Here is a 22,679-nt window from a genome sequence, read left to right on the forward strand (position 1 = left end):
CTGCTTTGAGAGGAAATATCCGATGACCAGAGTTCAATCCGGTACCATCGTTGTCCTTCTGACGACAATCGCCCTCAACTGCGGTGCTTTGGCTGCCGAGAAAACGGCGTGGCGCCTGTTCGTCTCCGATCATTCCGAGCCAATTGTGCATGTCGTCGATCTCCCCAAGCAGGAGAAGATCGAAACCTTTGCGACCAAAGCGCCAGCTCGTCTCTACCGCAGCAAGACCGGCCGGACGGTCCTTGCCGTGCAGAGAGGCGCGGACTTGGTCACAGCGATTGATAGTGGCATATCATTTGAAGATCATGGCGATCACGGCGACATCAAAGTCAAGGCGCCGCGATTGCTTGGCGTTGAGATCGCGGGCAAGCAGCCATCGCACGTGGTCGAGTATGGTGGTGAGATCGCGATCTTCTTCGACGGCGAGGGCCGCGCTCGAATCGCATCCGAAAGGATGATCCTGGAATCGAAGTCTGTCCTGCGCGAAACCGCACCGGGGGTGCCTCACCATGGGGTAGCGGTTGCGAATGATCGCTACACGCTCATTTCCGAGCCTAACGTCAAGAACTCGGATGAATTGCCCATTGGCATCAAGATCGTCGACAAGTCCGGTGCGCAAATCGGCGGCATTCATTCGTGCCCGGACCTGCACGGCGAAGCAACATCAGGAAGCATCCTAGTTTTCAGCTGCGCTACCGGACTTCTCGTTGCCAGCATGGATGGGTCCACGCCGCAGGTTAAGCACCTTCCCTACGCCGCCGCGCTGCCAAGCGGCAAGACGACTACGATGCTTGGCGGACGAGGCTTGCAATACTTCCTTGGCAATTACGGGTCGGACAAGGTCGTCCTGATGGAGCCCACCGACGCGGAACCTTTCCGCCTCGTGACATTGCCAATGCGGCGGGTGGATTTTACCGTCGATCCAGTCCGCGCAAGATTCGCGTACGTCTTCACGGAAGATGGACGATTGCATCGATTGGACGTTATCGCCGGAAAGCTTGACGGATCGCTACGAGTGACCGAGCCCTACTCCATGGATGGTCATTGGAATGATCCGCGCCCGCGGCTGGCAGTCGCTAGTGACATGGTCGTGGTCACTGATCCGGCAAGAGGCGTCGTTTCGCTCGTCGACGCGATGAGCCTCACGAAGGCCGGCGAAATTACCCTCGGCGGGAGGCCCTTCAACATTGTGGCGGTGGGCGGGTCAGGTCAGATTCATGACGAGAAGTAGGCACGGTATCCGACAGCCATGGTCATCGCTCCGATTGATAAAGACAGGAAGTCTTCTGAAGCGAGGACGTCTTTGCGGGACGTGGCGATATCCACGTCAAAGTGCACAATGAGTCGACAAGAGAGATGATCCGTTGCGGTCCAGATTACACCTTCTGAATATCGCCGGCCTCGGTTTCATAACCACCTTGTCCAGTTCGGGTCCGGCTCTTGCGATGGGGCAGTCGTCGGCCGTACCGGCTTGGTTGCAGGCCCACGTGGGCGACCGCGATGGTCAAATCGCACGAGCGGTCTTGGAGAGAGCTCGCGCGCTTTATCTGAAAAAAGTGCGTGAAGGCGCGGTCAGAAGTCTCTGCTACTTCGCCATGGATGCCACGCGGCCCAACTATGCAAGTGAAGGCATATTGGGGCGCCGGTTTTACATTATCTGCGAAGCCGACCGGTCGTTCCGCGCAATTTCAGCGGGTCACGGCAGCGGTCACGATTTGAAGGGCATCGTGGATTTTGCAAATGGGAGGCGGTGCGCGAAGAACTTCAGCAACGCGATCGATTCCAACCTGACGACCGGCGGTGCGTATGTGACGGCCGAAACGAAAACATCTTTCAAAGGATATTACCGCGTTTCGGCAAGGCAAGACGCCGCTTTGGTACGCTCTTTCGTTCAGTTTGACGGCGAAGGCGAGACCGCAAATGCCAGGCAGCGCGCGATCGGCGGACATGCAGCCGTTTCGCTAAAGGGCGTATGTCTTCGAAAGGATCCACACAGCCCATACGCAAACCACGATGGTTACGTTCCGTTTGGAACGCTGGTTGATTACTCTGCAGGCCGTAGCAATGGCTGCACAAGTTGGTCACCGTCGGACGTCCGGCAAATCATCCCGATGTTGAAAGACAATCCGACCACGATCTATATTTATCCTGAATCACACGACATCGACGCCATCGGCAAAGCCGTTGCGGCTGGGCAATTGCCATCGCGCCGGGGATTATATTGGAATGCATCCTGCTTGAAAGAGATCGGCTCTCCGAAATTTTGGTCAAAAGGAGATCTCGAGCCAATCCTTGCTCAGTATAAGAAGAATCATCCGGCGCCGCCGTCGCGACCCCCGCCGATTTGCAAGGAGCCGTGAACTTTATCCCTCATCGCTGGTCGTGACGAATGAGCGTTGCAGAGTTTGGACCTCAGCGGCCGAGATTGTCGACGGTTCGGCTTACGGTCTCCGCCGATCAGGAATAGAATGAACCAATGTCCGCGGGCGCTCGTGCCCGTAGGCGGGCCCGGTTAGACATTGTGGCGCAACTCTCCGTCATGCCCCTTCATCTGACCCATATACGGGCCATTCAACCCAAAATCTGTGAACAGCGCAATCATGGTGTCAGCTTGCCCAAGTGCGTGTGTCCAATTCGCTCGAAAACGCTATACTGACCCATCCGAGCCGTGCGACGGACGCGGTCACAGCAGCACGCCAAATCCCGCTTGCGCTCCCTCGATCGGCTCACCCACGGTGATCGAAGGCTCGGCGCAATGTCGATCTCGCGTCTGCTCATCATCTTCGGCTTGTCGCTCGTTGCGCTTGGGCTGCTATGGCCAGTGATCAACAAGATCGGCTTGGGCCGGTTGCCCGGCGACATTGTCATCGAGCGCGACAACCTCCGCGTTTATATCCCGCTCGCAACATCGCTGCTGGCCAGCGCGACCCTTTCTCTGATCCTTTGGCTCGCTAACCGTTAGCCGTCGGCGCCTTTCGCTCTGGGTGGACGGCGCTCGGGAGCGTTCGCGGCCGGCCTGCCGGCAGCATCATCGTCTGCGCCGTGAGCAGCCACGGCATCCACATAAATCGTGTGGCCTGCACCCAAAACGTGAAAGGGTTAGCTGCCTCGAACAAGGACCCGAGCGCTTCGAAGGACGGTGTTGCCCGCAGGTTGATCGACATCTGCTCCCAATCACCATTCGGCGATTGCCGGTGAATGATGTCGATGTCGAGGCCGGGCAAACGAGCTCCTGCTCTTGTGGCATCGATATCGCTGTCTCGACTGTACGTCCGCTCAGGCATCGGCCTTTACCATTTCCGTGCACCGATTCATGCAGCGCGCACCTACCTGCCGCGATCGGCTTATTGATTATCGCTCATCATTCCCGGCAATGAAAGCTCGGAAAGTTGCTGCCACGACCATGGCCGCACCTTGCGGAAGGACGGAACCCCGCCGCCTCCTTGAGGCGCGCGTTGTGTTTCATCTGCATCGGGTGAAGCCGGTTAGCCGAGTGCCGTCCTGGGGTCGCTGGAACCTGCACCGAGACCGTTATGAGCGGGAGGATAGTGGTCGCTGCCATTGATTTTTCTGGTGACCAACGGGTCCTGTCAGCTCAAGAACTGGTCGCATGACGGCGTCGTGCTCTCTGCATTCGAGACGAGCTCCCGCTGACATTAGCTGGCAACAATTATCCTACGAGCAGGAAATGCGGACAACGCAGCAACGCTGCTCTCATCCAAGAAGAACTCTGTTGCCGGATGGCAGCGGAATTTGTGCCTGAACAATCAGGCCGCCTAGTGGCACATGATCCTCTAGCTGCGGTGGCGCGCTTGATGTTCGCTCCGGTTCCCGGGTCCTGCCGCGGCGGATCGCCTGCAACCCAACGCGGGCGCCGGGCTTCTGCGGGCGCGCCAGAGCGAGCCGAGCACGACGACGGTCTGGCTATGGTCGTCCCAAAACTGCGGACCGCATTCGGCTGATCGGATTTCCGGGGTGTGTGTACCGAGAACTAAACACGGAGGATGGTAGAGAGGAGCCTTGAAGCGGCGGCCCTTTGCGGAGCCTCGCTGTTATCTGACGCTTTCGCGCCAGTGCCCTTACCGAGTCGACCGTGAACGATAGGAGCTGGCACTAGGACTGCCGAAAGCCACTACTATATTATTTCAACAGAAAGGGAGGCGATCACCTAACTGGAGGCAGACGCATGATCAAGGATATTCTTGTCAACCTGTCTTACGGGGCATCGCAAGATGGCGTTTCCAACTACGCCTTATCGGTTGCGGAAACATTCGGCGCACACATCATGGGGACCGCCTTCTATCCGGCAGTGGTCGGTGGCGTTGACCTGTCGGCTAACTTTATTCGAGCCCAGCAAGCTGAAGCTCAAGAACGCGCAGAGTCCGTGGCCACCGCGTTTGACGAGGCGACGCGTCGCGCCGGCGTTTCAGCTGAAACGCGCAGAATTCAAGCTGACGTCGGCGACGTACCAACCCAGTTTGCGCATATCGCAAGACGACTCGATCTTTCCGTCATTGGCCAATTTGAAGGGGACCGGGATCATCGAGCCACGAATATCGTCCTTGAGGCAGCGCTGTTCGAATCCGGAAGACCGGTGCTCATCGTACCTTTTATTCAGAAGGATCGCCTCAAACTCGATCATATCATGGTGTGCTGGGATGGCAGCCGGGCAGCCGCCCGAGCGGTCGCCGATGCCATGCCGTTTCTTACCCGATCGGGCACGACGAGTATTGTTGTTGCGGACACCCAGAGCGCCAAAAGCGCAGACCGTCCGGGTGCGGACATCGCGACCCACTTGACCCGTCACGGAGTAAACGCCACGATTGAGCGCATTCCCGTCAGCAAGATCGATGTTTCCAATGCAATCCTGTCATATGCAGCCGATACAGGTGCCGACCTCATCGTCATGGGCGGGTACGGGCATTCCCGGCTGCGGGAGTTTATTCTTGGCGGAACGACACGTGGTATGCTTGCCTCGATGACCAAACCCACATTGATGTCGCACTGATCGGATATTCCAACCCATCATGAGTAAGTTTGAGCTAGCTTCAGCAAACAACGCCCAACCTCGTGATATCGACATCGCGCGTGCAAAATCGACTTATGACGCGTAACCATCACGGCGCAGATATCCGCGTTTAAGCTGGGGGTTCGAGACGGTGGAGCGCTACATCGCGACGCCCGCTTGCGATCCGCAGTCGTAGCCTTCACCAGACCACGATGCCCTTGCGCATCTTGCAGTTTTGCATCTTCGTAAGCTGCCAGAGTCTCGAACGCCCCCCATTGGTTAAATCAGCACCACTAGATTTCCGTTCGTCGAGCGGTGCGTTCGTGGCGGATACATTGCGGCCAGGCGGGTGCCTTCAGCGCGTTCTTCACCATCTGACCAAGCGCCAGGAAATCGACCTTGCGTGGAGACGTCCGGCGCCACGCCAGCCCGATACTACGGCCGGGTTGCGGTTCGACAAAACGGAGGAGCTTCACTCGGTCGTCCCGCAACTCGGCATCGGCCGCGACTTCCGGAACTAGCGTGGCGCCGTATCCGCTTGCCACCATTTGCATGACCGTTGCAAGGCTCGTTGCACTGAGGCTCGAGGCCACGGTCCAACGCCCCTTGGCACAATAGTCGAGCGCCTGATCCCGCAGACAATGGCCTTCTTCCAGCAGAATGAGCTTACGCTTCTTCACGTCGCCGGGCGTCACGCGCGCCGTTTCCGGAAGAGGGTCGTGGGCGGGTACAGCAAAGAGGAAGCGGTCTCTCATGAGATGGAAAACTTCAACCGCGGCCGCCTTGAGCGGCAACGCCAACAACAATACTTCGAGAGCGCCACGCTCGAGATCAGCGAGCAGCACCTTAGTCTGTGCTTCCACCAAATCAAGGCGCAGGTCGGGATACCCGAGCTCCAGTTGCGGCAGCAACCGCGGCAATATATACGGCGCCAGCGTCGGGATGACGCCAAGGCGCAACGTTCCGCTCAGCACCTTGGCTCTGTGTTGAGCCAGGTCTGTCAGATCGCGCACTGCACCAAGGATCACTCCGGCGCGTTGCGCAATCTCGATGCCAAGTTCGGTGAACATCGGCGCGCCCGGGCGCCGCTCGATCAACTCTATGCCGAGAAGCCCTTCCAGTTCGTGGATCTGCATTGAAAGAGCGGGCTGGCTGACACAACACTCCGCCGCGGCTCGTCCGAAATGCTGATGACGGGCAAGCGCATCAAGATAACATAGCTGCCGGGTCGTGATCACCCCGATAAGATATTCTTAATGCCGCGGCAAAGCAATTTGATTGGCTTTTTGGCCGCTAGCTTAAAACATTAGACGGCCTGAAATCGTGTGGGTTGAAATCACCAGCGCAAGCGCGCCGCACGTGCACGCTCCGAGTCTCTGTCGTACGGACAAGCAAAAAGGGAGGACCGCAAATTCGGACTTATACGCCCGCGGCGCCCGCGAGGTCACCTGATCAAATCGGGAACCATCCATGGTAGGGAAGCAAATCGCATTTTCCGGCAGGGCGCGTGAAAGCATGCTGCGCGGTGTCAACATTCTCGCCAACGCGGTGCAGGTGACGCTCGGGCCCAAGGGCCGCAACGTGGTAATGGAAAAGTCGTTTGGCGCACCCCGCATTACCAAGGACGGTGTGACGGTCGCCGGAGATATCGAGCTCGAGAACAAGTTCGAGAACATGGGGGCGCGCCTCGTGCGCGAGGTCGCGAGCAAGACCTCTTATGTCGCCGGTGACGGCACAACCACTGCAATCGTACTTGCGGCTTCCCTCGTTCGCGAAGGCACCAAGGCAGTCGCCGCCGGCATGAATCCGATGGATTTGAAGCGCGGCATCGACCTTGCGGCCGAGGCTGTCGTCGAGGATCTCAAGAAGAACTCGAAGAAGATCACCTCCAACGACGAGATCGCGCAGATCGGCACCATCTCCGCCAATGGCGATGCAGAAATCGGCGGGTTGCTCGCCGAGGCCATGAAAAAGGTAGGCAATGAGGGCGTGATCACGGCCGAAGAAGCGAAGTCGCTTGAGACCGAGCTCGACGTAGTCGAGGGCATGCAGTTCGATCGGGGTTATCTCTCGCCCTACTTCATCACCAATGCCGACAAGATGCGTGTGGAGATGGAGAATCCCTACGTCCTCGCATATGAGAAGAAGCTCTCGGACTTGCGGGAACTGCTGCCACTGTTGGAAGCCCTGGCGCAGACGGGTAAGCCGCTGCTCATTATCGCCGAGGAGGTCGAAGGCGAAGCACTCGCGACCCTCGTGGTCAACAAGCTGCGCGGCGGCCTCAAGGTCGCGGCGGTGAAAGCGCCCGGCTTTGGCGATCGCCGCAAGGCGATGCTGCAAGACGTCGCCATCCTTACCGGTGGCACCGCGATCTTGGAAGATCTCGGCATGAAGCTTGAGAACGCCACGCTCGACATGCTCGGCCGCGCCAGAACGGCAATGATCGACAAGGAGAGCACCACGATCGTCGGCGGCGCCGGCAAGAAGGCGGACATCGAGGCCCGCATCAACCAGATCAAGCAGCAGATCGCGGAGACCACCTCCGACTATGACCGCGAGAAGCTAGAGGAGCGGCTTGCCAAGCTGGCCGGCGGCGTGGCGGTGATCCATGTCGGGGGAGCCACCGAGATCGACGCGAGGGAGCGCAAGGATCGTGTCGACGACGCGATGCATGCGACCCGTGCCGCGGTCGAAGAAGGCATTTTGCCGGGTGGCGGCGTCGCGCTGCTGCGCGCCGCCAAGGTGCTCGCCCGGGTGAAGCCAGCCAACGAGGACCAGAAGCACGGCGTTGACATCGTCAGGAAGGCAATCAGCTGGCCGGCGCGCCAGATAGCACTGAACGCCGGCGATGACGCCTCGGTCGTGATCGGCAAGATCCTGGAGAAGGAGCAGTACAACTGGGGTTATGATGCCCAGACCTGCGAGTACGGCGACCTAGTCTCCAAGGGCATCATCGATCCAACCAAGGTGGTGCGCACCGCGCTGCAGGACGCGGTCTCGGTCGCCGGCCTAATCATCACCACTGAGGCCATGGTTGCCGAGTTGCCGACGCCGCCGCCTCCACCTTTGCCGGGCCATGACCACGACCGCCATCGCGGCGACATGGAATTCTGAGCCGATCGCGATCGCGCACACGGCCCCCCTTCGGCCGCGCCTACGGTCGCAGCCCCAGCGAGGAGGAGTCGTCTTGTGAGAGCACCCATGGTAAGATTTTAACGTTAGAAATATCGAGCGCCCGCTTGGAGAGTTCCGCCTGTCGGTAGCGAGGATCTCGCGTTGAAGACAAAACCACTTGGCGTTACGCGCCGAACCGTCTTGACCGCCGCCGTTGCGGGGAGCACCGGCTTTGCAAGCGCCGCTCGCGCCTTATCACCGCCCCCGAACGATTACGCGGTGGATCTCGTCAAGCAACTGACCGGAAAAACCCCGACCGCATCCGATCGTCTGCATCTGGTGATGCCGCGGACCTTTCCGAATGGATACACGGTGCCGCTTACGCTCGCGATCGATAGTCCCATGACGGAAGCCGATCACGTCAGGCACGTTTCTGTGCTGGCGCCACGAAACCCGCTAATTCAGGTCGCCACCTTTCATTTCCTCCCGCAACGCAGCGAGCCCCGCGTATCGACGCGTATTCGCCTCGCCGAACCGCAATACGTCCTGGCGGTGGCGGAGATGAACGACGGTACGTTGCTGATGACCGAAACCTGGGTCGAGGTCGCCACCAACGGATGCAAGTGACGGAAGGAGGTGCGGAATGTTCACTTCGGCGCCCCGTGTGCAAGTGCCAAGCACCGCCGCGAACGGTGAAGTGTTTCCGGTCAAGACCCTGATCAGCCATCCGATGGAGACCGGGCTGCGGCACGATGACCGGGGCAACGCCATCCCGCGCATGATCGTCAACAGGTTCATCTGTCGCCACAATGGCGTCGTGGTGTTCAGCGTCGATCTCCATGAAGCCATGGCGGCGAATCCGTTTATCGAATTCTACTTGCGCGCGACGGACAGCGGCCGGCTCGAGTTCGTTTGGGAAGAGGATGGCGGCGGCATCTATGTATTGGAGCACCAGCTCACTGTCGCCTAATGGTGTTGTAGTGATGTTGCCATGCTCCTTTTCACGCCATGAACAAAGGTATCGGCGATCGCAGACACGGGGGTGGAGCCGGTCTCAGCATGTGCAAAATCATCGCCGCTTCCATTGCTGTAGGTACGTTCTTTGCTTTCGCCGATCCCAGCCTGGCGGTAGATCGCGATGGTGGAGCCCAACTCGCAGCGATGTGCGCGTCCTGCCATCGTCTGGATGGCGGCGATGATGGTATTCCGACGATCCTCGGCATGAGTCCGGAGTTGCTCACCCGCGCAATGCTTTCGTACAGATCGCGTGAGCGCCCGAGCCATATCATGCGCGCCATCGCCCTGTCGCTCAGTGATGAAGAAATCGCAACCGTGGCGCGCTATCTCGTAGCGCTGAGCAGGCAGGTTAGGCCATGAAGTCCCGGACGCGTCGAGAGTTCGGCTGCTTGACGGGAGCAATGGTCCTCGCAGGGCTCGGTCCTCGATTAGCTGCAGGTGAGGCCAAGGCAAAGGTTGTCGTCGTCGGTGGCGGCATCGGCGGTGCCACGGCCGCCAAGTACTTGGCTGCCAGCGCACGAACCATCGAGGTCACGCTGGTTGAGCCAAAGCCGCGCTATACCACCTGCTTTTTCAGCAACCTTTATCTCGCAGGGCTATGCTCGCTCGAGTCGCTTACGCATGGCTATGAGACGCTCGCGCAACGATACGGCATCAATGTCATTCATGACTCCGTGACAGCGGTTGATCCGGTCGGAAAAACCGTCGGGCTCAAGAATGGTCCAAAATTGCCTTACGACCGCGTCGTCGTTGCCCCCGGCATCGCTTTCAACTACGAGGCCCTCGCAGGATATGACGAGGCAGCAACGCAGATCATCCCGCACGCCTGGAACGCAGGCCCACAGACGCAGCTTCTGAGACGGCAACTCGAAAACATGGAGGACGGCGGCGTCTTCGTGCTCGTTGCGCCCCCTAACCCGTTTCGCTGCCCGCCCGCCCCATATGAACGTGCCTCTCTGGTTGCTTATTATTTCAAACAACATAAACCGCGCTCGAGGATCCTGATCCTCGATGCGAAAGATAGCTTCAATTCACAGGATCTATTTCTGGATGCCTGGGAGCGACACTATCGGGGTATGATCGAATGGCTGCCTGCCCAATTCACCGGTGGAATAAAGGCCATCGACGTGAAGGAGCGATCCGTCAAGACTGCGAGCGAGACATTCAAGGCCGCGGTCGCAAATATCATACCCCCGCAAATGGCCGGCCAGTTCGCGCAGCAAAACGGCCTCGTGGATCAATCTGGCTGGTGCCCGATCGATCCCATAACGTTCGAATCGAAGCTACAGCCGGGAATCCATGTGGTGGGCGATGCGAGCAGTGCCGGCGACATGCCGAAATCGGCGTTTGTTGCGAATAGCCAGGCCAAGGCTTGCGCGTTTGCCATCACCGCGGCGCTGACCACGTCCGAGCGCCAACCGCCTCATTTGTTCAACACTTGCTATACTTTTCTTAGTCGCGACGACGCGGTGAGCAATGCTGTCAGCTTCAAGCCCGCGGCCGGAACGATCAAGATCATCGACAACTTCGTCAGCCAGGTGCAGGAAAGCGTCGAAACCCGCCACCGGACCGCACGCGAGGCGCAAAGCTGGTACGCTGCCTTTACGCGCGACACGTTCGGCTAGCTCCCGCTTCCGAAGTGTCAACCCGCTTGGAGAACTTCACTATTGACCGGAACGGCGGTGCTGCGAGGTGGAGGAGCGCTCTCCGCCGCGGCGAATGGAGCTGGTTCAGGCAGCCGCTCCAGCCGCAGCGAATTCAGTACGACGACAATGCTTGAGCCTGCCATCACTGCCGCTGCCCACACCGGCAGGAGTAATCCGGCCATCGCCAGACCCACGGCGATGAGATTATAACCGAACGCCCACGCCAGGTTGGTGAGTATAGTCGCGCGAACGGCGCGAGCGACGTCGATCACCCACGGCAGCATCCATAGCCCTCGCGGAGGAAGCACGACCGCGGCGGCCTCGCGGGCGAGGTCCGTCGCCGAACCAACGGCAATCCCCACATCGGCTCCGGCCAACACCGGCGCGTCATTAAGGCCATCACCGACCATCGCGACCATGCCATGGTTTCGCCGTCGCCGTTCCAGCGCCGCGCACTTGGCAGCGGGCAGTAGGCCCGCCTCGATATCGTCGCTCTCGATCCCGACTGCTGCGGCAATTCGCTGCGCGGCCACCGGAAGATCGCCGGTCAACAGTATCGCGAGCACCTTGCGGCGACGCAAAGCTTCGACCGTCGCGCGCGCCTCTGGGATCGGCGTATCGTCGAGCGAGAGCACGGCACGCACCCGCTCGCCCCAGCCGACATAGATCACCGAGTGGCCAGTCGCTTCGCGCAATCGCCCGCGCTCGGCCAGACCGCAGGCCAGCGGCCAACCCAACTCCCGCATCAAGATCGCGCTGCCGGCCGCCACGGTCTGCCCGTCCGAGTTGCCGCGGATGCCGCGTCCCGGCACGACCCGAACGTCGCGGCTGACCATCGGCTCGAGTCCACGCGCCGCAGCGGCGGCGACGACGGCGCGGGCCAGGCCGTGCTCGGAATGGCGTTCCAGCCCCGCGGCATGCGCGAGCGCGACGTCGGCGCTGGTGCCGTCGGTTTCAATGGCGACAACGCGCGCCTTGCCCGACGTGAGCGTGCCGGTCTTATCGAAGGCGATCAGCCGCAGGCGCGCAAGCGCCTCGAGCGCGGCAGGGTCGCGCACGATGCAGCCGCGGCGGGCCAGTCGTCCGATACCCAGCGACGTGGCCATCGGTGCCGCCAGTCCCACCGCGCACGGACAGGCCACCACCAGTACCGCGAGGCCGATCAACAAGGCGCGGTCAAACGCCAGGCGCTGTGCCCAGTACGCCGACGCTCCAACCCCCAGCATGAGAATGATCGGTACGAATACGGCGACGATGCTGTCGGCAAGGCGCTGGGTTGGGCTGCGGCAGGTGAGCGCATCGCGCACCGATCGACAGATCTGCGCCCAGCGCGTCGCATTTGCCGCGCCGCTGCTTTCGATGAGGAGCGGGCCGTCAAGATTGAGACTACCGGCGATCACTTGCGATCCGACGTCCTTGGTGATCTGCCGGCTTTCGCCTGTAATCAGGGCCTCGTCGGTGTGCGATTCGCCCTCTTTGACCACGCCATCGACGGGGATGCGCTCCCCCGGCCGAATCCGCACCAACGTACCGGCGCCGACCTCGCGCACCGGCCGGCGATACTCTCCGTCGCCATCAACGACGGTTGCCCACTCGCTCTCCGCCGCCAATAGCGGCTGCAGGTCACGCGCCGCCCGTGCGCGCGCGACGGCATCGAGATAGTAGCCCACGGTGAACAGCATCAGCACCATGCTTGCGGTGTCGAAATAGACATTGGGGGCGCGCTCGATGACGGCGAAGGCGGAATAGAGATAGGCGGCGCCGACGCCGAGGACGATCAACGCCGAGGAGGTCAGGCGCCCGTCCATGCCGTGGAGCCACGCCTCGCGGAGAAACGGTCCGCCGAGAATGATTACCGCGGGTGTTGCGAACAGCCAGAGCAGAAGATGAATCCAGGGAAGCATCTCGGCATCCGCGCCGCTGAAGGCGTCACTGTACAGGAGCAGGCTGAACAGCATGATGTTCATGGAGAGAAAGCCGCCGACACCGAGCCGAATCAGCAGCCAGGCGGCCTCCCACTCCTCGTTTTGGCCGTTCTTGACCTGGTAGGCGATACAGCAGCCGTAGCAGCAGAATGCGCAAGCCTCACCGTTCACCGTGCGCCGCATCGCCCGCCGCCCGATGGGTAACAGGCAATGGCTGCACAGCGCACGGTTATGTGCCGTCATGCGGGATATCCTCCTAGCCAACCATGCGCGAAGTGCGCGGCGAAAGGCAGGACACCGCGGCCGACGGTGACGAGACCAAGCAGCAAAATGCAGCTGCCGGCCAGCCACACGCCACGTTGCCGCCACGCCGGCGCAAGTGCTCGGCCGACGCCGCCCGTCAGCAGCAACGCGGGGAAGGTCCCGAGCCCAAACGCGGCCATGGTAAGAAGGCCGTACAATACTCCGGCCGTGCTCGCCGCCTGGGCGGCAAAGGCGTAAACCAGCGGACAAGGCAGGAAGCCGTTGAATACGCCAAACGCAAGCGGGGCGGCGTGTCCCGGCGCCGTCAACAGGCTGCGCAGGGATGCCGCGAGGGTACCCAGACCCGAGTTGGTCGTGATGCGATGCAGGCGCGGCAGCAGGCCAAAGAACTGCAGCGCCATGGCGATCATCAGCAGTCCGGCGAGGATCGCGAGAATCCGCTGACCGGTGTCAAGCGAACCGCTCAGTAGCGGGACTGTCGTTCCCTGCGGCGTGCATATGACCTGACCGAGGGCGCCCGCGAGTCCGCCGAGAAAGCAGTAGGTCGTCAATCGACCGGTATTGTACAGCAGATGGCGCAGAACTGTCGCGCCACGTCCCTGCGGATCGCGGCCCAGCGCACAAGCGAACCCGCCGCACATACCGATGCAGTGAAAGCTACCTGCGAACCCTGCGAAGAAGATTACGAGATAGGCGCTCATCGGCAGATTGCCCTGCCCGTCCAACGCTTGTGCAGCGACGGCACCGCTCCGCCGCCGCTACCCACGCACGAGATAGGCGACCCAAACGAAGAAGGCGACCGTGGCTATCGCGAAGCCGACTAACGCGATGATCTGGATCGCACTCGCATCGGCGAGCGAAAAAACCGGATTCTCGATCATGCGCGCCCTCCTGGTCAGCCGAAATAGACACGGACTACGTTTATGGCTAACTCGGTGAACAGGAACAGCAGGTTCAAGGCCACGAGGGCGAGAATGATCCTGGCTACCAGCACCTTCTGCTCCTTCTGAACCGGCAATTCCCGCTCCTTTATTCGAATCGGAATCAGTCAGTCACCAGCTTGCACGTGAGCCGCGATCGCTAGATGCGTCCCGGTCCCAGCCCACCCCAATAGACCACGAGGTAGTAAAGCGCCCAGATGAAGAGGACGGCATAGACAACCAGCAGCCAGATGGGAATGTAGCCGTGGCGAGACTCAATAGTGCCGCCGGCATACTCCTCCATCTCCTCGTTCTCGGCAGGCGAGCTGTTACTCGCCTTCGTGCTTGGCGTTCGCGTCGGATCCGTCATCGCCGACCTCCCTCTGCACGAACCGGATGGATGCATCGTTGGCGCCGCTGAAGGCGCCCGAGAGCACGCCCCAAATGAAGACGCAGAGCGCACCGAGACTCATCATCAAGGCTGCAATGTAGGGGCCGACGATCTCGAAATAGATGGTCATCGCTCTTTACTCCTTGGCGGCCCGTTGTTCGACCGCACCATTCCCGCTGCGGCCGGCAAGGACGCGGGCGCGGCTCGCGGTACGGCTGCTTGGAACGTAGGCTTTGTCCGGCGTATCCGCCTCGAGCGCGGGATCGTTGAGCGCCCTGCGATCACTGGGGGCGATCGGGAGCGGTTCACCCGACAGCGGATCCTTGTAGGCCGACAGCGCAAGCACGTAGTAGGAGAGCGCCCAGCGGTCCTCTTCCGACAGCGGATCTCGGTAGGATGGCATGGGCGTGCCACTCAACCCGGTCGTCATAGTGCGAAAGATGTCCTCAACGGTAGGACCCGACTTGAATTGACCGGCGGTAAGGTCCGCGGGCGGGCTTGGAAAGCCCAGATCGTCCTTCAGCCCGGGAGCCTTTTCGCCATCACCCTTCCCGGTTTGACCATGGCACTCCCAACACTTTGCACTCTGCCACACATCCTTGGCGCGAGTGAGCATCTGCTCAGACGGAACAGGCGGCCGCCCGATATACAGGGGAGGACCTGGCGGTTCTTCCTTGAAATAGGCATAGGGCTTTGCGGGGTCTGAACGGTCGACCGCCAGTTCATACTTGATGTACTGAATGACGGCGAGGCGGTCGATTATATGCAGCTCGTGCCAGGCCGGCATCGCCGTGCCCCGAATGCCGCGTGTAATGGTGCGCAGAAGGTCGCCGTCGGTTGGCAACGGCTCCTTGGTCAGCCTGAACTTGAAAACCGCCGCCGCGAAGCTTCGCGGGCGCTGCTTGTACATAAAGGTTGCAGCCGGTCCATTGCCGTCGCCGCTCTCCCCGTGGCAGCCGAGGCATCGCCGCTGATAGACCTCTTTGCCGTAGGCGATCCATTCGCTCGATCGCGGCACCGTAGCATCCGTAACTTCGAGCTTTTGCGGCTCAAACAGGTCCCGCCACTTGCCGCGATTCATGCCAAGTTTTTGAAGATAAGCGATGAGCCCCTGCAGCGCTTCTGTCTCGGCAGCAATGTTGACGGTGTCGCCGGTATATTCCTTGTTCGGTGTCCAAACGATCGGAGCCTTGCCGCGCGCCGCCATGGGCACGAACAGAAGACCATCGGCGTTCGGGGTGAGCTTGACCTGCTCCTTGCTTGCGAATGCGAAGAGCTTCTCAGTAACGGGCGTTCGTTCCAGGCTGCGATTACCAGCTCCGTCATCGACAATCTTGACCTGTTCTGCCGATGTGTCGAACAGTCCCCGAAAAGGCGCCATATTCGAATCCGGTGAGAGCATTCGCGGATTCCAGAAATGCGCGAGATGCCATTCGTCGCTGAACTTGAGCCCGACCCGCGTCAGATCCGGCCCAATACGCCGGGTGCCCCATAGGTGAGGCACATCGAAGGCGTATTCGCCTGCTTCGGAGACCGGACCCCAACGGCGCGTCTCGCCGGTCACCGGACGCACGTATTGCGAATGGCAGTACCAACACCCCTCGCGCAGATACACTTGGCGACCGAGCTGCTGCAGCGGCGTATAATCAGTGGCATCGGTCACCATCCATTTGAGCTGACCAAAATCGGTGCGGACCACGGCGGTCACGTCGGTCGTCCGCGCCGTCGGCTCAATAAAGGGTAGGATGCCCTGGGTGACCACGGCGAGGAAGAAGAAGAAAACCCCGGCTACCAGAGCGACAAAGCGCGCACTCATTCAGCTGGCCCTCCAGCGGGAATCGGGGCTGCACCTGGGGCTGCGATGGGCTCTCTTTCCTCGGCCGGTCGACTGAGCGCGGTCATCATAAGATTGAAGACGAGCAGGGACATGCCGAGGTCCATCGTGATGCCGCTGAGGGTACGCACCAGCCAATAGGCTTTCATCCGGACCACCGTGTCGAGCCACTCGGTGCCATTCATCCATTCGAAGCCTTGCTGCAGACCTCCAGCGGTCAGCACCAGACCCATGGTGGAAATACCGACGGTGATCAGCCAGAACGACCAGTTGCCAAGGGTCCATGACCAAAGCTCGCGTTTGAACGCGCGCGGCCACACGTAAATCAGTCCGCCCATCGCCCAGACCACGAACGTGCCGAAAACGGTGAGGTGCGAGTGTGAGATGACAAAGTCGGTGAAATGGGTGGGCTGCTGGATCGAGCGCAACGCCTCGGTCGAGCCCTGGAAGCAACCCGCCAGATACATCAGCGAGCCCATGATCAGGAACTTCGCGGGGAGATTCTTCCCGAATCCATCCCAACGCCCCTTCACGGTGCCGAAGAAGTTCACCAGCACCGTCCAAACCGGAATGATCAGCAACATGGAGGTGATGATCGCGAGAGTCTCGGTCCAGTCGGCGATCGGGCTATACAGATAATGGTGGATGCCGACGAAGGGATAGAACAGCGCGAGCGACCAGAAGCCCACCAGCGACAATTGGTGGGCATAGAGCGGATTGCGCACACTGACCGGCAGGAAATAGTAGATGAGCACGTAGCCTGCGGGCGTGATCCATAGTCCGACAATGTAATGGATATAGAGACCGTGGAACGCAGCGCTGTTAATGCCTGGAATCGTGTATGGGAGGATAAAGCTGCCCAACAGGAGATTCATCGTCGTCCATACGAAGGCCCCAATGAGATACCAGAGCGCCACATAGAGCGGCGCCTCGAGACGTTGTGCGATGGTAAGCAGGAACTGTGCCGTCGTCGCCGCGATGACGATGAAGATGGGAATCTCGGCGAAGAGCGGGAGCTCGCCCGCCTCCAGACCATGGTTCTGCGCAAAAGGCAGCGAGATCAGCCCCGCCGCCAAGCTGATGTTATACAGCCATGCCAGCGGTACGCCCCATTGTGCCCATGGTACCCGCACGCCGCAGAGCCGCGGGACCAGATAGTGACATTCGCCGATGAAGAGGGCGGAAAAGGCGCCGAAGATGACACCATTGACATGAACCGGCCGCAGCCGGCCAAAGGTCAGCCCTAGATTACTGGTCCCAAGATAATCCGGATAGTTGAAGAGACCCGAGATCGCCACGCCGATCGAAGGCGTAACGAGGAGCCAGAACATGCCAAAATAAAGCCAGGTTCGGACCACCCGCCAATCGACCAGATCATCCAAGTTGACGCCGCTGAACCTGCCGCGCAGTCTCTCTGCAGGAAACACCTCCGCCATGGAGCATTCCCCCTTGCTTGTCTGTTAATGCGCTCTCTCCTGTTCTCGGATAGACGCAGCTTCGACAGCAATGACCCGCGCTAGAAGCCTCCGCTTCGCAGCATCGAAATCAGAACTTGCCCGGGGTTAACACCGAGCCGCTCTGCGACCAGTAGATGTACGCTTCCAAAGCCTTCATCGCTTCTGAGTCATCGGCGATCTTTTCTCCCTGGTTGGGCTTCTCGATGCACCAATTGATCATGTCGCGCAGCGTCGCGAACTTAGCCATCTGCGCTTGGTACTTCGGGAACGTGGCGGGGTGGGTATCGGCTGTCATCGGATGGCACATAGCGCATGCCATTCCAGTTTTGGACAACACCACACCCATCGCCTCCTCGGTTGCTGCATCACCGTGAAACAGCAGGTCGCCCTTGCGGACCTGCTCCATGAACACTTCCTTGTAGGAGTTCAGCAGCTGCGGCGTCACCGGGTCCTTGTGTGCAGTCGCAGGACCGACCAGAACAGCAAGCGCCACCGCCGGGACGGCGCGGAACAGAATGAAACGTGTAATGGGCGCGGTCATGACCATTCTCCTAGTATGGCCACATATTGTCGGCGATCCGAGGCCGCAAAACCTCGGGAATGCTCTTCGCATAGTCATCCGGGGACTGCGCGAACACCTGCTTACGCCACATGATGTATTCGGCTTCGACTTTGTCCTGGGCGCTGACGTCGATCTTGGCCCAACCTACCCCGTCAAAGTGATCGCCGGGGTCGACCCGGATCATCGGCTTTGTAAGCTTCGGCACCCCCTCCGGCGCGTACGGCCAAGGCCATGAGGTTGCCAGCATGCCGATCGAGCGCATGGTGCCGATTTCGTTATAGAGCACCTGATGCGTGTGACCGTGGATATTGGTGACTTTGGTGTAAGGCTTGAGCACCTCGTTCACCTCGCGCCAGTCGCGCACCCAGAAATTCCACGGCGGATAGTACTCGTAGAGCGGATTGTGGCTGAAGATGACGACCGGCCGGTTCCGGTCCCAATTGGCAAGCGTCTTCTGCAGCCAGTCGAGCTGATCGCGACCGACGCCCGCCCACGCGCCGGCGACTGTTCCGTCGAGCGTGGCCATGTGACCCATGCGTTCCTCGGGACTCATCTTCCTCGCCGTCCAATAGTCCGGGCCGCGACTGACGGTGTCGAGCCCGACAAAGCGCACGCCCTTGTGGTCGAAGGTCCAGTGGGGCTGACCGAACAGTTCGCCCCATTTCTTGCCCATGTCGAGGTACCAGTCGTGCTCGCCCGGGATGAAGACCTTGCGGATGTTGACTTCTTTCAAGATCTCTACACCGAGCTCGAGTTCCTCGACCTTGCCAAGCTGGGCCAGATCGCCGCCGAAGATCAGGAAATCGGCCGGCGGACTCATGGCCTGCACCTCCTTGGCGGCACGCACCGTCTTCTCGACGAAGCGCGTATTGAGGGACTTCGGATAGAGATGGGTGTCGGAAATCCAGGCAAACTTGAATGGCGCCTCGGCCGCATAAGCAACGTCGAGAGTGTTGAGCAGCGGCCACCAGGCGAAGGTCTCTGCTACGGTCGCCGCCCCCACCAGACATGATTTGTGAACAAAGGTGCGCCGGGTAATCCGCAGCGAGGGGTCAGGATGCACCCCGGGCTGTTGGAGCACCGCGGCTATTTCACGCCGGTCGCGCTCAAGCTCGGACATGGGGGTTCCTCCTTGGGACGTGTCGTTAGTCGTTACAAGGCATCTCTCCGCTCACGCGAAGTGCCTCCGGCTGTTTGCAACTCGCCGGATTTCTTGTTTCTTCGGCTCGATTGTCGCGGGTCGAGCCGCGGAAACCCGTCACTTCCCGGAGCCGCCTTGCACCGAAGAGGCGCCCTTCTTCAGTTCGATATTCAGATCGCTCGGCTTCCCTGCCGCTACGGTCACCGTCTGCTCGTTCGGGCCGGTGAAGGGTTGGTACGCCACCAGCTTGTAGGTTCCGGCCGGAACGTCAGGGATGGTGAATTTGCCGTCGGCGCCAGTGATGGCGTAGTAGGGATTGTCGGCGACATAGATAAACGCTTCCATCCAGCCATGTGCGTCACAATCGATGCGCACTTCGCCTGGCCGCGGCAACTCGACGGGAATTCGCTGACCCTGGTTGGGCAGAGCGAGGTTGAACACGGTGCGCTTGCCGTAATAGCCGTGCGTGTTGTGCAGCATCGGATCGCTATTGACCACGTCCAGGCCGCCCACACGTATCACCTGAATGTTGGGTTCGAATTTGCACTTCTTGTTGTCGATCTCCGGCTTCTTGGCTTCCGCCGGCCAGGCTTTTCCTTTCGCGATGTCGGCCAGATACACGACGGCGTTCTGGACGCTCTTGTCTGGCCCGACCTGGATGAGCGTCTCCTCGTAGGGACCGCCGCACACCTCGATGTCCTTTGTTGGAATGACCTTGCGGGTGCCAGGGGTTCCGTTGAACACGACCTTGCCGGTGATCGATCCGCCGCCGGCGACCGGGCCCGCTTCGTAGGCTTGCACCGGAACCGGGGTTGCCACCACCATGACCATCGACGACACCCCGATCAGCCACTTCATGGCTAAGCCAGTCATCGCAGCACTCTCTCTGTTGATGTCAGCAGGAAAATTCGTAGAGAGCTAACAGCCATTTACAGGGATTAGGAAAATCAGAACTCCTTTGCGAAACCTTAAGCAAAGCTTATGAAGCTTGAGAGCAAAAATCGTATAAGAAATACGTGCTGAATCGAGATACGCACCGCATATGCACCGCCGCGGGGGCATTTGATGCGTCGCCGTTCCGTGTTTTCGGCCCTCGGGCGGCCAATGCCTTTCGGGATTGCTGTCGCCACCGCGTTGGTGTTGAGCCAACCGCTCGTGCGCGCAGCCAACTCGCCGGTGACGATCGGCGGCCCGTTCACACTCAGCTCACCTGATGGGGCAACGGTCACGGAACAGACCTACCGTGGGAAATGGCTTCTGGTCTATTTCGGCTTCACCTCGTGTCCCGATAGCTGCCCGACGGCGCTCCTTGAGATTGCCGCCGCGCTCGAGAAGCTCGGCCCCGATGCCGACAAGCTCCAACCGCTGTTCATCACCGTCGATCCCCAGCGCGATACGTCGGCCGTCATGGGGAACTACACCCACTCATTTGATCCGAGGATCGTCGGGCTCACGGGCACGCCGCAGCAGATCGCTGCCGTTGCCCAGGAGTATGGGGTCTACTACGCACCTCATAAGAGCGGGCCGGACGCTGAGAACGACCTCATTGACCACAGCACCTATCTCTACCTGATGGACCCTGAAGGCAAATTCGCGCGCGGGTTCGACGCCAACACGCCAGGCAACCGCATCGCCGAGGCGGTGCGCGGCGCGATGGCAAAGGCTCGCGAGAATGCAAGTCATCAGGGACGATCAACGCAATGAGAGCGTGTCTTGACCAAAGGGGTTGCGCGGGGCGCTTGAGACTGTCGCAGCCAGGGAGGCTGTCATGAATTACGATGGCTATTTCCTTGATGCCCTCGCGCGGTTACGGGACGAACGGCGCTACCGCGTCTTTGCTGATCTTGAGCGCATCGCCGGGCGTTATCCCCGCGCCATCTGGAACTCGCCTGCGGGCCCGCGCAGCGTCGTGATCTGGTGCTCCAACGACTACCTTGCCATGGGGCAGCACCCGAAGGTGATCGGCGCTATGGTTGAAACCGCGACCCGCATGGGCACCGGAGCCGGCGGCACGCGTAACATCGCCGGCACCAGTCATCCGCTGGTCGAGCTTGAGCACGAGCTGGCGGACTTGCACGGCAAGGAGGCGGCGCTCGTATTTACATCCGGCTACATCTCGAACCAGACCGGTATTGCTACGATTGCCCGGCTGATGTCAGGCTGTGTGATCCTGTCCGACGAGCTCAACCACAACTCGATGATCGAGGGCGTGCGCCAGTCCGGGACGGAAAAGCATATCTGGCGCCACAACGATCTCGGACACCTCGAAGAGCTGCTCAAACGGGCCGATCCCCAACGGCCGAAGCTGGTTGTGTTCGAGAGCGTCTATTCCATGGACGGTGACGTCGCACCCATCAACAGCATTTGTGATCTTGCCCAGCGTTACGATGCAATGACCTATTGCGACGAGGTGCATGCGGTCGGCCTGTACGGCCCGCGAGGCGGCGGCATCACAGAACACCAAGGCGCCGCGCAGCGCGTCGACGTCATTGAGGGAACGCTTGCCAAGGCCTTCGGCTGTCTTGGCGGATACATTGCGGGCGATGCCGCGCTGATCGATGCGGTGCGCTCATACGCGCCTGGCTTTATTTTCACCACAGCCCTTCCGCCCCCGATTTGTGCCGCTGCAACCACAGCAATTCGCCACCTCAAAAGCTCCAACTGGGAGCGCGAGCAGCATCAGCGCCGCGTAGCGCGCACGAAGGCAGTACTTAGGGCGGCCGGGCTCCCGGTCATGCCGAGCGAGACGCACATCATACCCGTCCTCGTCGGCGATCCTGAGCACTGCAAGGAGGCAAGCGACCTCCTGCTCACCGAGCATGGAATCTATATCCAGCCGATCAACTACCCGACCGTGCCGCGCGGTACGGAGCGGCTGCGCATCACGCCTTCGCCCCATCACGACGACGACATGATCGAAGCGCTCGCCAGGGCGCTGATCGTTGTCTGGGAGCGGCTCGACCTGCCGCGCGAGGACCGGGCGCTCGTGCAGATGAGCGCGTAGATCCGGACGGCATCTGAAGGCGCGAGTTGCCGCGAAGGATCGATCGCGAGTGGGCACAGGAGGAGTTGGCCTGTCACCTTCAAGGACTGTGATTTCGGGCATTTTCGACGATGAGGCATGTAGGTTCGCACTCCTCAGAACATCGAAGAAAAATATGCAACATCGTGGAACTGAGTAGCGGGGGAGCGACTCGAGCTCCAGTCATTAAAATTCGTCGCTCTAACGCTGAACCAGCCAACCCCCTGCCCCGCCGGCAAAGACGAAGGTCAGTTCCGTTCTCCATTTCAGACGAGTGAGTTCAGCTTCTCGATCGAAAGCGGAGCATTCTGCTCCAATCAATCCGATCCGTCCGCGTCGCACGCACCCCGACGTCTACAACACGCCTCGGAGAGAGCT

General features: G+C 60.4%; 24 protein-coding genes. 11 read left to right on the forward strand and 13 right to left on the reverse strand.

Features of this window, described 5'->3' with window-relative positions; translation table 11 throughout:
- Nucleotides 1-22 precede the first annotated feature (22 nt).
- The 3 genes from V1278_RS26810 to V1278_RS26820 all read left to right on the forward strand — a co-directional run bounded on the left by V1278_RS26810 (nt 23) and on the right by V1278_RS26820 (nt 2,962).
- Nucleotides 23-1,231, forward strand: a complete 1,209-nt coding sequence (locus V1278_RS26810) for a hypothetical protein (RefSeq protein WP_334382767.1) — start codon at nt 23-25, stop codon at nt 1,229-1,231.
- 133 nt (nt 1,232-1,364) lie between these two features.
- Nucleotides 1,365-2,360 (forward strand): hypothetical protein, encoded by a 996-nt coding sequence (locus V1278_RS26815; protein ID WP_442893732.1) that lies wholly within the window; start codon nt 1,365-1,367, stop codon nt 2,358-2,360.
- A gap of 395 nt (nt 2,361-2,755) precedes the next feature.
- Complete coding sequence (locus tag V1278_RS26820) at nt 2,756-2,962, forward strand: DUF2905 domain-containing protein (protein WP_334382768.1); 207 nt, start codon at nt 2,756-2,758, stop codon at nt 2,960-2,962.
- Here V1278_RS26820 and V1278_RS26825 read toward each other — a convergent pair.
- Nucleotides 2,952-3,224 (reverse strand): hypothetical protein, encoded by a 273-nt coding sequence (locus tag V1278_RS26825; RefSeq protein ID WP_334382769.1) that lies wholly within the window; start codon nt 3,222-3,224, stop codon nt 2,952-2,954. The two genes, V1278_RS26820 and V1278_RS26825, sit on opposite strands and share 11 nt — an antisense overlap.
- A gap of 962 nt (nt 3,225-4,186) precedes the next feature.
- Here V1278_RS26825 and V1278_RS26830 point away from each other — a divergent pair.
- The gene (locus V1278_RS26830) at nt 4,187-5,008 is read left to right on the forward strand and encodes a universal stress protein (protein WP_334382770.1); all 822 of its coding nucleotides are present in this window, start codon (nt 4,187-4,189) and stop codon (nt 5,006-5,008) included.
- A gap of 293 nt (nt 5,009-5,301) precedes the next feature.
- Here the strand turns inward: V1278_RS26830 and V1278_RS26835 are convergent, their stop codons facing one another.
- The gene (locus tag V1278_RS26835; protein WP_334368120.1) at nt 5,302-6,246 is read right to left on the reverse strand and encodes a LysR substrate-binding domain-containing protein; all 945 of its coding nucleotides are present in this window, start codon (nt 6,244-6,246) and stop codon (nt 5,302-5,304) included.
- Between the two features lie 232 nt (nt 6,247-6,478).
- Here V1278_RS26835 and groL point away from each other — a divergent pair, with 232 nt between their 5' ends.
- The 5 genes from groL to V1278_RS26860 all read left to right on the forward strand — a co-directional run bounded on the left by groL (nt 6,479) and on the right by V1278_RS26860 (nt 10,764).
- On the forward strand, nt 6,479-8,122 hold the full coding sequence (groL, locus tag V1278_RS26840) for a chaperonin GroEL (RefSeq protein ID WP_334382771.1): 1,644 nt from the start codon (nt 6,479-6,481) through the stop codon (nt 8,120-8,122).
- Nucleotides 8,123-8,401: 279 nt separating this feature from the next.
- Nucleotides 8,402-8,749: a thiosulfate oxidation carrier protein SoxY gene (locus tag V1278_RS26845; RefSeq protein ID WP_334382773.1), complete on the forward strand. Its 348-nt coding sequence runs from the start codon at nt 8,402-8,404 to the stop codon at nt 8,747-8,749.
- A gap of 16 nt (nt 8,750-8,765) precedes the next feature.
- Nucleotides 8,766-9,092, forward strand: coding sequence for a thiosulfate oxidation carrier complex protein SoxZ (gene soxZ / locus V1278_RS26850; protein WP_334382774.1), 327 nt, complete (start codon nt 8,766-8,768; stop codon nt 9,090-9,092).
- A gap of 89 nt (nt 9,093-9,181) precedes the next feature.
- On the forward strand, nt 9,182-9,499 hold the full coding sequence (locus V1278_RS26855; protein ID WP_334382776.1) for a c-type cytochrome: 318 nt from the start codon (nt 9,182-9,184) through the stop codon (nt 9,497-9,499).
- 41 nt (nt 9,500-9,540) lie between these two features.
- On the forward strand, nt 9,541-10,764 hold the full coding sequence (locus tag V1278_RS26860) for an NAD(P)/FAD-dependent oxidoreductase (RefSeq protein WP_334382777.1): 1,224 nt from the start codon (nt 9,541-9,543) through the stop codon (nt 10,762-10,764).
- Between the two features lie 17 nt (nt 10,765-10,781).
- Here V1278_RS26860 and V1278_RS26865 read toward each other — a convergent pair whose 3' ends face one another.
- From V1278_RS26865 to V1278_RS26915, 11 genes are all read right to left on the reverse strand, one after another.
- Nucleotides 10,782-12,953, reverse strand: a complete 2,172-nt coding sequence (locus tag V1278_RS26865; protein ID WP_334382778.1) for a heavy metal translocating P-type ATPase — start codon at nt 12,951-12,953, stop codon at nt 10,782-10,784.
- On the reverse strand, nt 12,950-13,675 hold the full coding sequence (locus tag V1278_RS26870; protein WP_334368113.1) for a sulfite exporter TauE/SafE family protein: 726 nt from the start codon (nt 13,673-13,675) through the stop codon (nt 12,950-12,952). The genes V1278_RS26865 and V1278_RS26870 overlap by 4 nt, the downstream gene beginning before the upstream one ends.
- A 57-nt stretch (nt 13,676-13,732) precedes the next feature.
- Entirely contained in the window at nt 13,733-13,855 is a 123-nt protein-coding gene (locus V1278_RS26875; RefSeq protein WP_334359520.1) for a hypothetical protein, read from the reverse strand.
- A gap of 14 nt (nt 13,856-13,869) precedes the next feature.
- Nucleotides 13,870-13,992, reverse strand: a complete 123-nt coding sequence (locus V1278_RS26880; protein WP_334359519.1) for a hypothetical protein — start codon at nt 13,990-13,992, stop codon at nt 13,870-13,872.
- A gap of 62 nt (nt 13,993-14,054) precedes the next feature.
- On the reverse strand, nt 14,055-14,264 hold the full coding sequence (locus V1278_RS26885) for a hypothetical protein (protein WP_334368112.1): 210 nt from the start codon (nt 14,262-14,264) through the stop codon (nt 14,055-14,057).
- Nucleotides 14,224-14,415 carry a hypothetical protein gene (locus V1278_RS26890; RefSeq protein ID WP_334368111.1) on the reverse strand — a complete coding sequence of 64 codons (192 nt, stop codon included), beginning with the start codon at nt 14,413-14,415 and terminating at the stop codon, nt 14,224-14,226. The genes V1278_RS26885 and V1278_RS26890 overlap by 41 nt, the downstream gene beginning before the upstream one ends.
- A gap of 6 nt (nt 14,416-14,421) precedes the next feature.
- Complete coding sequence (locus V1278_RS26895) at nt 14,422-16,101, reverse strand: cbb3-type cytochrome c oxidase subunit II (RefSeq protein WP_334382780.1); 1,680 nt, start codon at nt 16,099-16,101, stop codon at nt 14,422-14,424.
- Nucleotides 16,098-17,555 carry a cbb3-type cytochrome c oxidase subunit I gene (locus V1278_RS26900; RefSeq protein WP_334368109.1) on the reverse strand — a complete coding sequence of 486 codons (1,458 nt, stop codon included), beginning with the start codon at nt 17,553-17,555 and terminating at the stop codon, nt 16,098-16,100. Before V1278_RS26900 ends, V1278_RS26895 begins: the two co-directional genes overlap by 4 nt.
- A 109-nt stretch (nt 17,556-17,664) precedes the next feature.
- Nucleotides 17,665-18,117: a c-type cytochrome gene (locus tag V1278_RS26905; RefSeq protein ID WP_334368108.1), complete on the reverse strand. Its 453-nt coding sequence runs from the start codon at nt 18,115-18,117 to the stop codon at nt 17,665-17,667.
- A 10-nt stretch (nt 18,118-18,127) separates the two neighbouring features.
- A complete protein-coding gene (locus tag V1278_RS26910; RefSeq protein ID WP_334368107.1) occupies nt 18,128-19,258 on the reverse strand; it encodes a metallophosphoesterase family protein in 1,131 nt (376 codons plus the stop codon).
- Nucleotides 19,259-19,396: 138 nt separating this feature from the next.
- Nucleotides 19,397-20,152 carry a carboxypeptidase regulatory-like domain-containing protein gene (locus V1278_RS26915; protein ID WP_442893731.1) on the reverse strand — a complete coding sequence of 252 codons (756 nt, stop codon included), beginning with the start codon at nt 20,150-20,152 and terminating at the stop codon, nt 19,397-19,399.
- A 231-nt stretch (nt 20,153-20,383) separates the two neighbouring features.
- Between V1278_RS26915 and V1278_RS26920 the strand changes: the two genes are divergently transcribed.
- On the forward strand, nt 20,384-20,983 hold the full coding sequence (locus V1278_RS26920; RefSeq protein ID WP_334382781.1) for an SCO family protein: 600 nt from the start codon (nt 20,384-20,386) through the stop codon (nt 20,981-20,983).
- 64 nt (nt 20,984-21,047) lie between these two features.
- Nucleotides 21,048-22,283 carry a 5-aminolevulinate synthase gene (hemA, locus tag V1278_RS26925; RefSeq protein ID WP_334382782.1) on the forward strand — a complete coding sequence of 412 codons (1,236 nt, stop codon included), beginning with the start codon at nt 21,048-21,050 and terminating at the stop codon, nt 22,281-22,283.
- Nucleotides 22,284-22,679 lie beyond the last annotated feature (396 nt).

The organism is Bradyrhizobium sp. AZCC 1577 (assembly GCF_036924575.1).
In the GTDB taxonomy this organism is placed as follows: Bacteria; Pseudomonadota; Alphaproteobacteria; order Rhizobiales; family Xanthobacteraceae; genus Bradyrhizobium.

Bases quoted from the DNA above. Each gene is read 5' to 3' on its own strand.
- V1278_RS26810 (WP_334382767.1), top strand. From the start codon at position 23: ATGACCAGAGTTCAATCCGGTACCATCGTTGTCCTTCTGACGACAATC.
- V1278_RS26820 (WP_334382768.1), top strand. From the start codon at position 2,756: ATGTCGATCTCGCGTCTGCTCATCATCTTCGGCTTGTCGCTCGTTGCG.
- V1278_RS26830 (WP_334382770.1), top strand. From the start codon at position 4,187: ATGATCAAGGATATTCTTGTCAACCTGTCTTACGGGGCATCGCAAGAT.
- groL (WP_334382771.1), top strand. From the start codon at position 6,479: ATGGTAGGGAAGCAAATCGCATTTTCCGGCAGGGCGCGTGAAAGCATG.
- soxZ (WP_334382774.1), top strand. From the start codon at position 8,766: ATGTTCACTTCGGCGCCCCGTGTGCAAGTGCCAAGCACCGCCGCGAAC.
- V1278_RS26855 (WP_334382776.1), top strand. From the start codon at position 9,182: ATGTGCAAAATCATCGCCGCTTCCATTGCTGTAGGTACGTTCTTTGCT.
- V1278_RS26860 (WP_334382777.1), top strand. From the start codon at position 9,541: ATGGTCCTCGCAGGGCTCGGTCCTCGATTAGCTGCAGGTGAGGCCAAG.
- V1278_RS26865 (WP_334382778.1), bottom strand. From the start codon at position 12,953: ATGACGGCACATAACCGTGCGCTGTGCAGCCATTGCCTGTTACCCATC.
- V1278_RS26870 (WP_334368113.1), bottom strand. From the start codon at position 13,675: ATGAGCGCCTATCTCGTAATCTTCTTCGCAGGGTTCGCAGGTAGCTTT.
- V1278_RS26875 (WP_334359520.1), bottom strand. From the start codon at position 13,855: ATGATCGAGAATCCGGTTTTTTCGCTCGCCGATGCGAGTGCGATCCAG.
- V1278_RS26885 (WP_334368112.1), bottom strand. From the start codon at position 14,264: ATGACGGATCCGACGCGAACGCCAAGCACGAAGGCGAGTAACAGCTCG.
- V1278_RS26890 (WP_334368111.1), bottom strand. From the start codon at position 14,415: ATGACCATCTATTTCGAGATCGTCGGCCCCTACATTGCAGCCTTGATG.
- V1278_RS26895 (WP_334382780.1), bottom strand. From the start codon at position 16,101: ATGAGTGCGCGCTTTGTCGCTCTGGTAGCCGGGGTTTTCTTCTTCTTC.
- V1278_RS26900 (WP_334368109.1), bottom strand. From the start codon at position 17,555: ATGGCGGAGGTGTTTCCTGCAGAGAGACTGCGCGGCAGGTTCAGCGGC.
- V1278_RS26905 (WP_334368108.1), bottom strand. From the start codon at position 18,117: ATGACCGCGCCCATTACACGTTTCATTCTGTTCCGCGCCGTCCCGGCG.
- V1278_RS26910 (WP_334368107.1), bottom strand. From the start codon at position 19,258: ATGTCCGAGCTTGAGCGCGACCGGCGTGAAATAGCCGCGGTGCTCCAA.
- V1278_RS26915 (WP_442893731.1), bottom strand. From the start codon at position 20,152: ATGACTGGCTTAGCCATGAAGTGGCTGATCGGGGTGTCGTCGATGGTC.
- V1278_RS26920 (WP_334382781.1), top strand. From the start codon at position 20,384: ATGCCTTTCGGGATTGCTGTCGCCACCGCGTTGGTGTTGAGCCAACCG.
- hemA (WP_334382782.1), top strand. From the start codon at position 21,048: ATGAATTACGATGGCTATTTCCTTGATGCCCTCGCGCGGTTACGGGAC.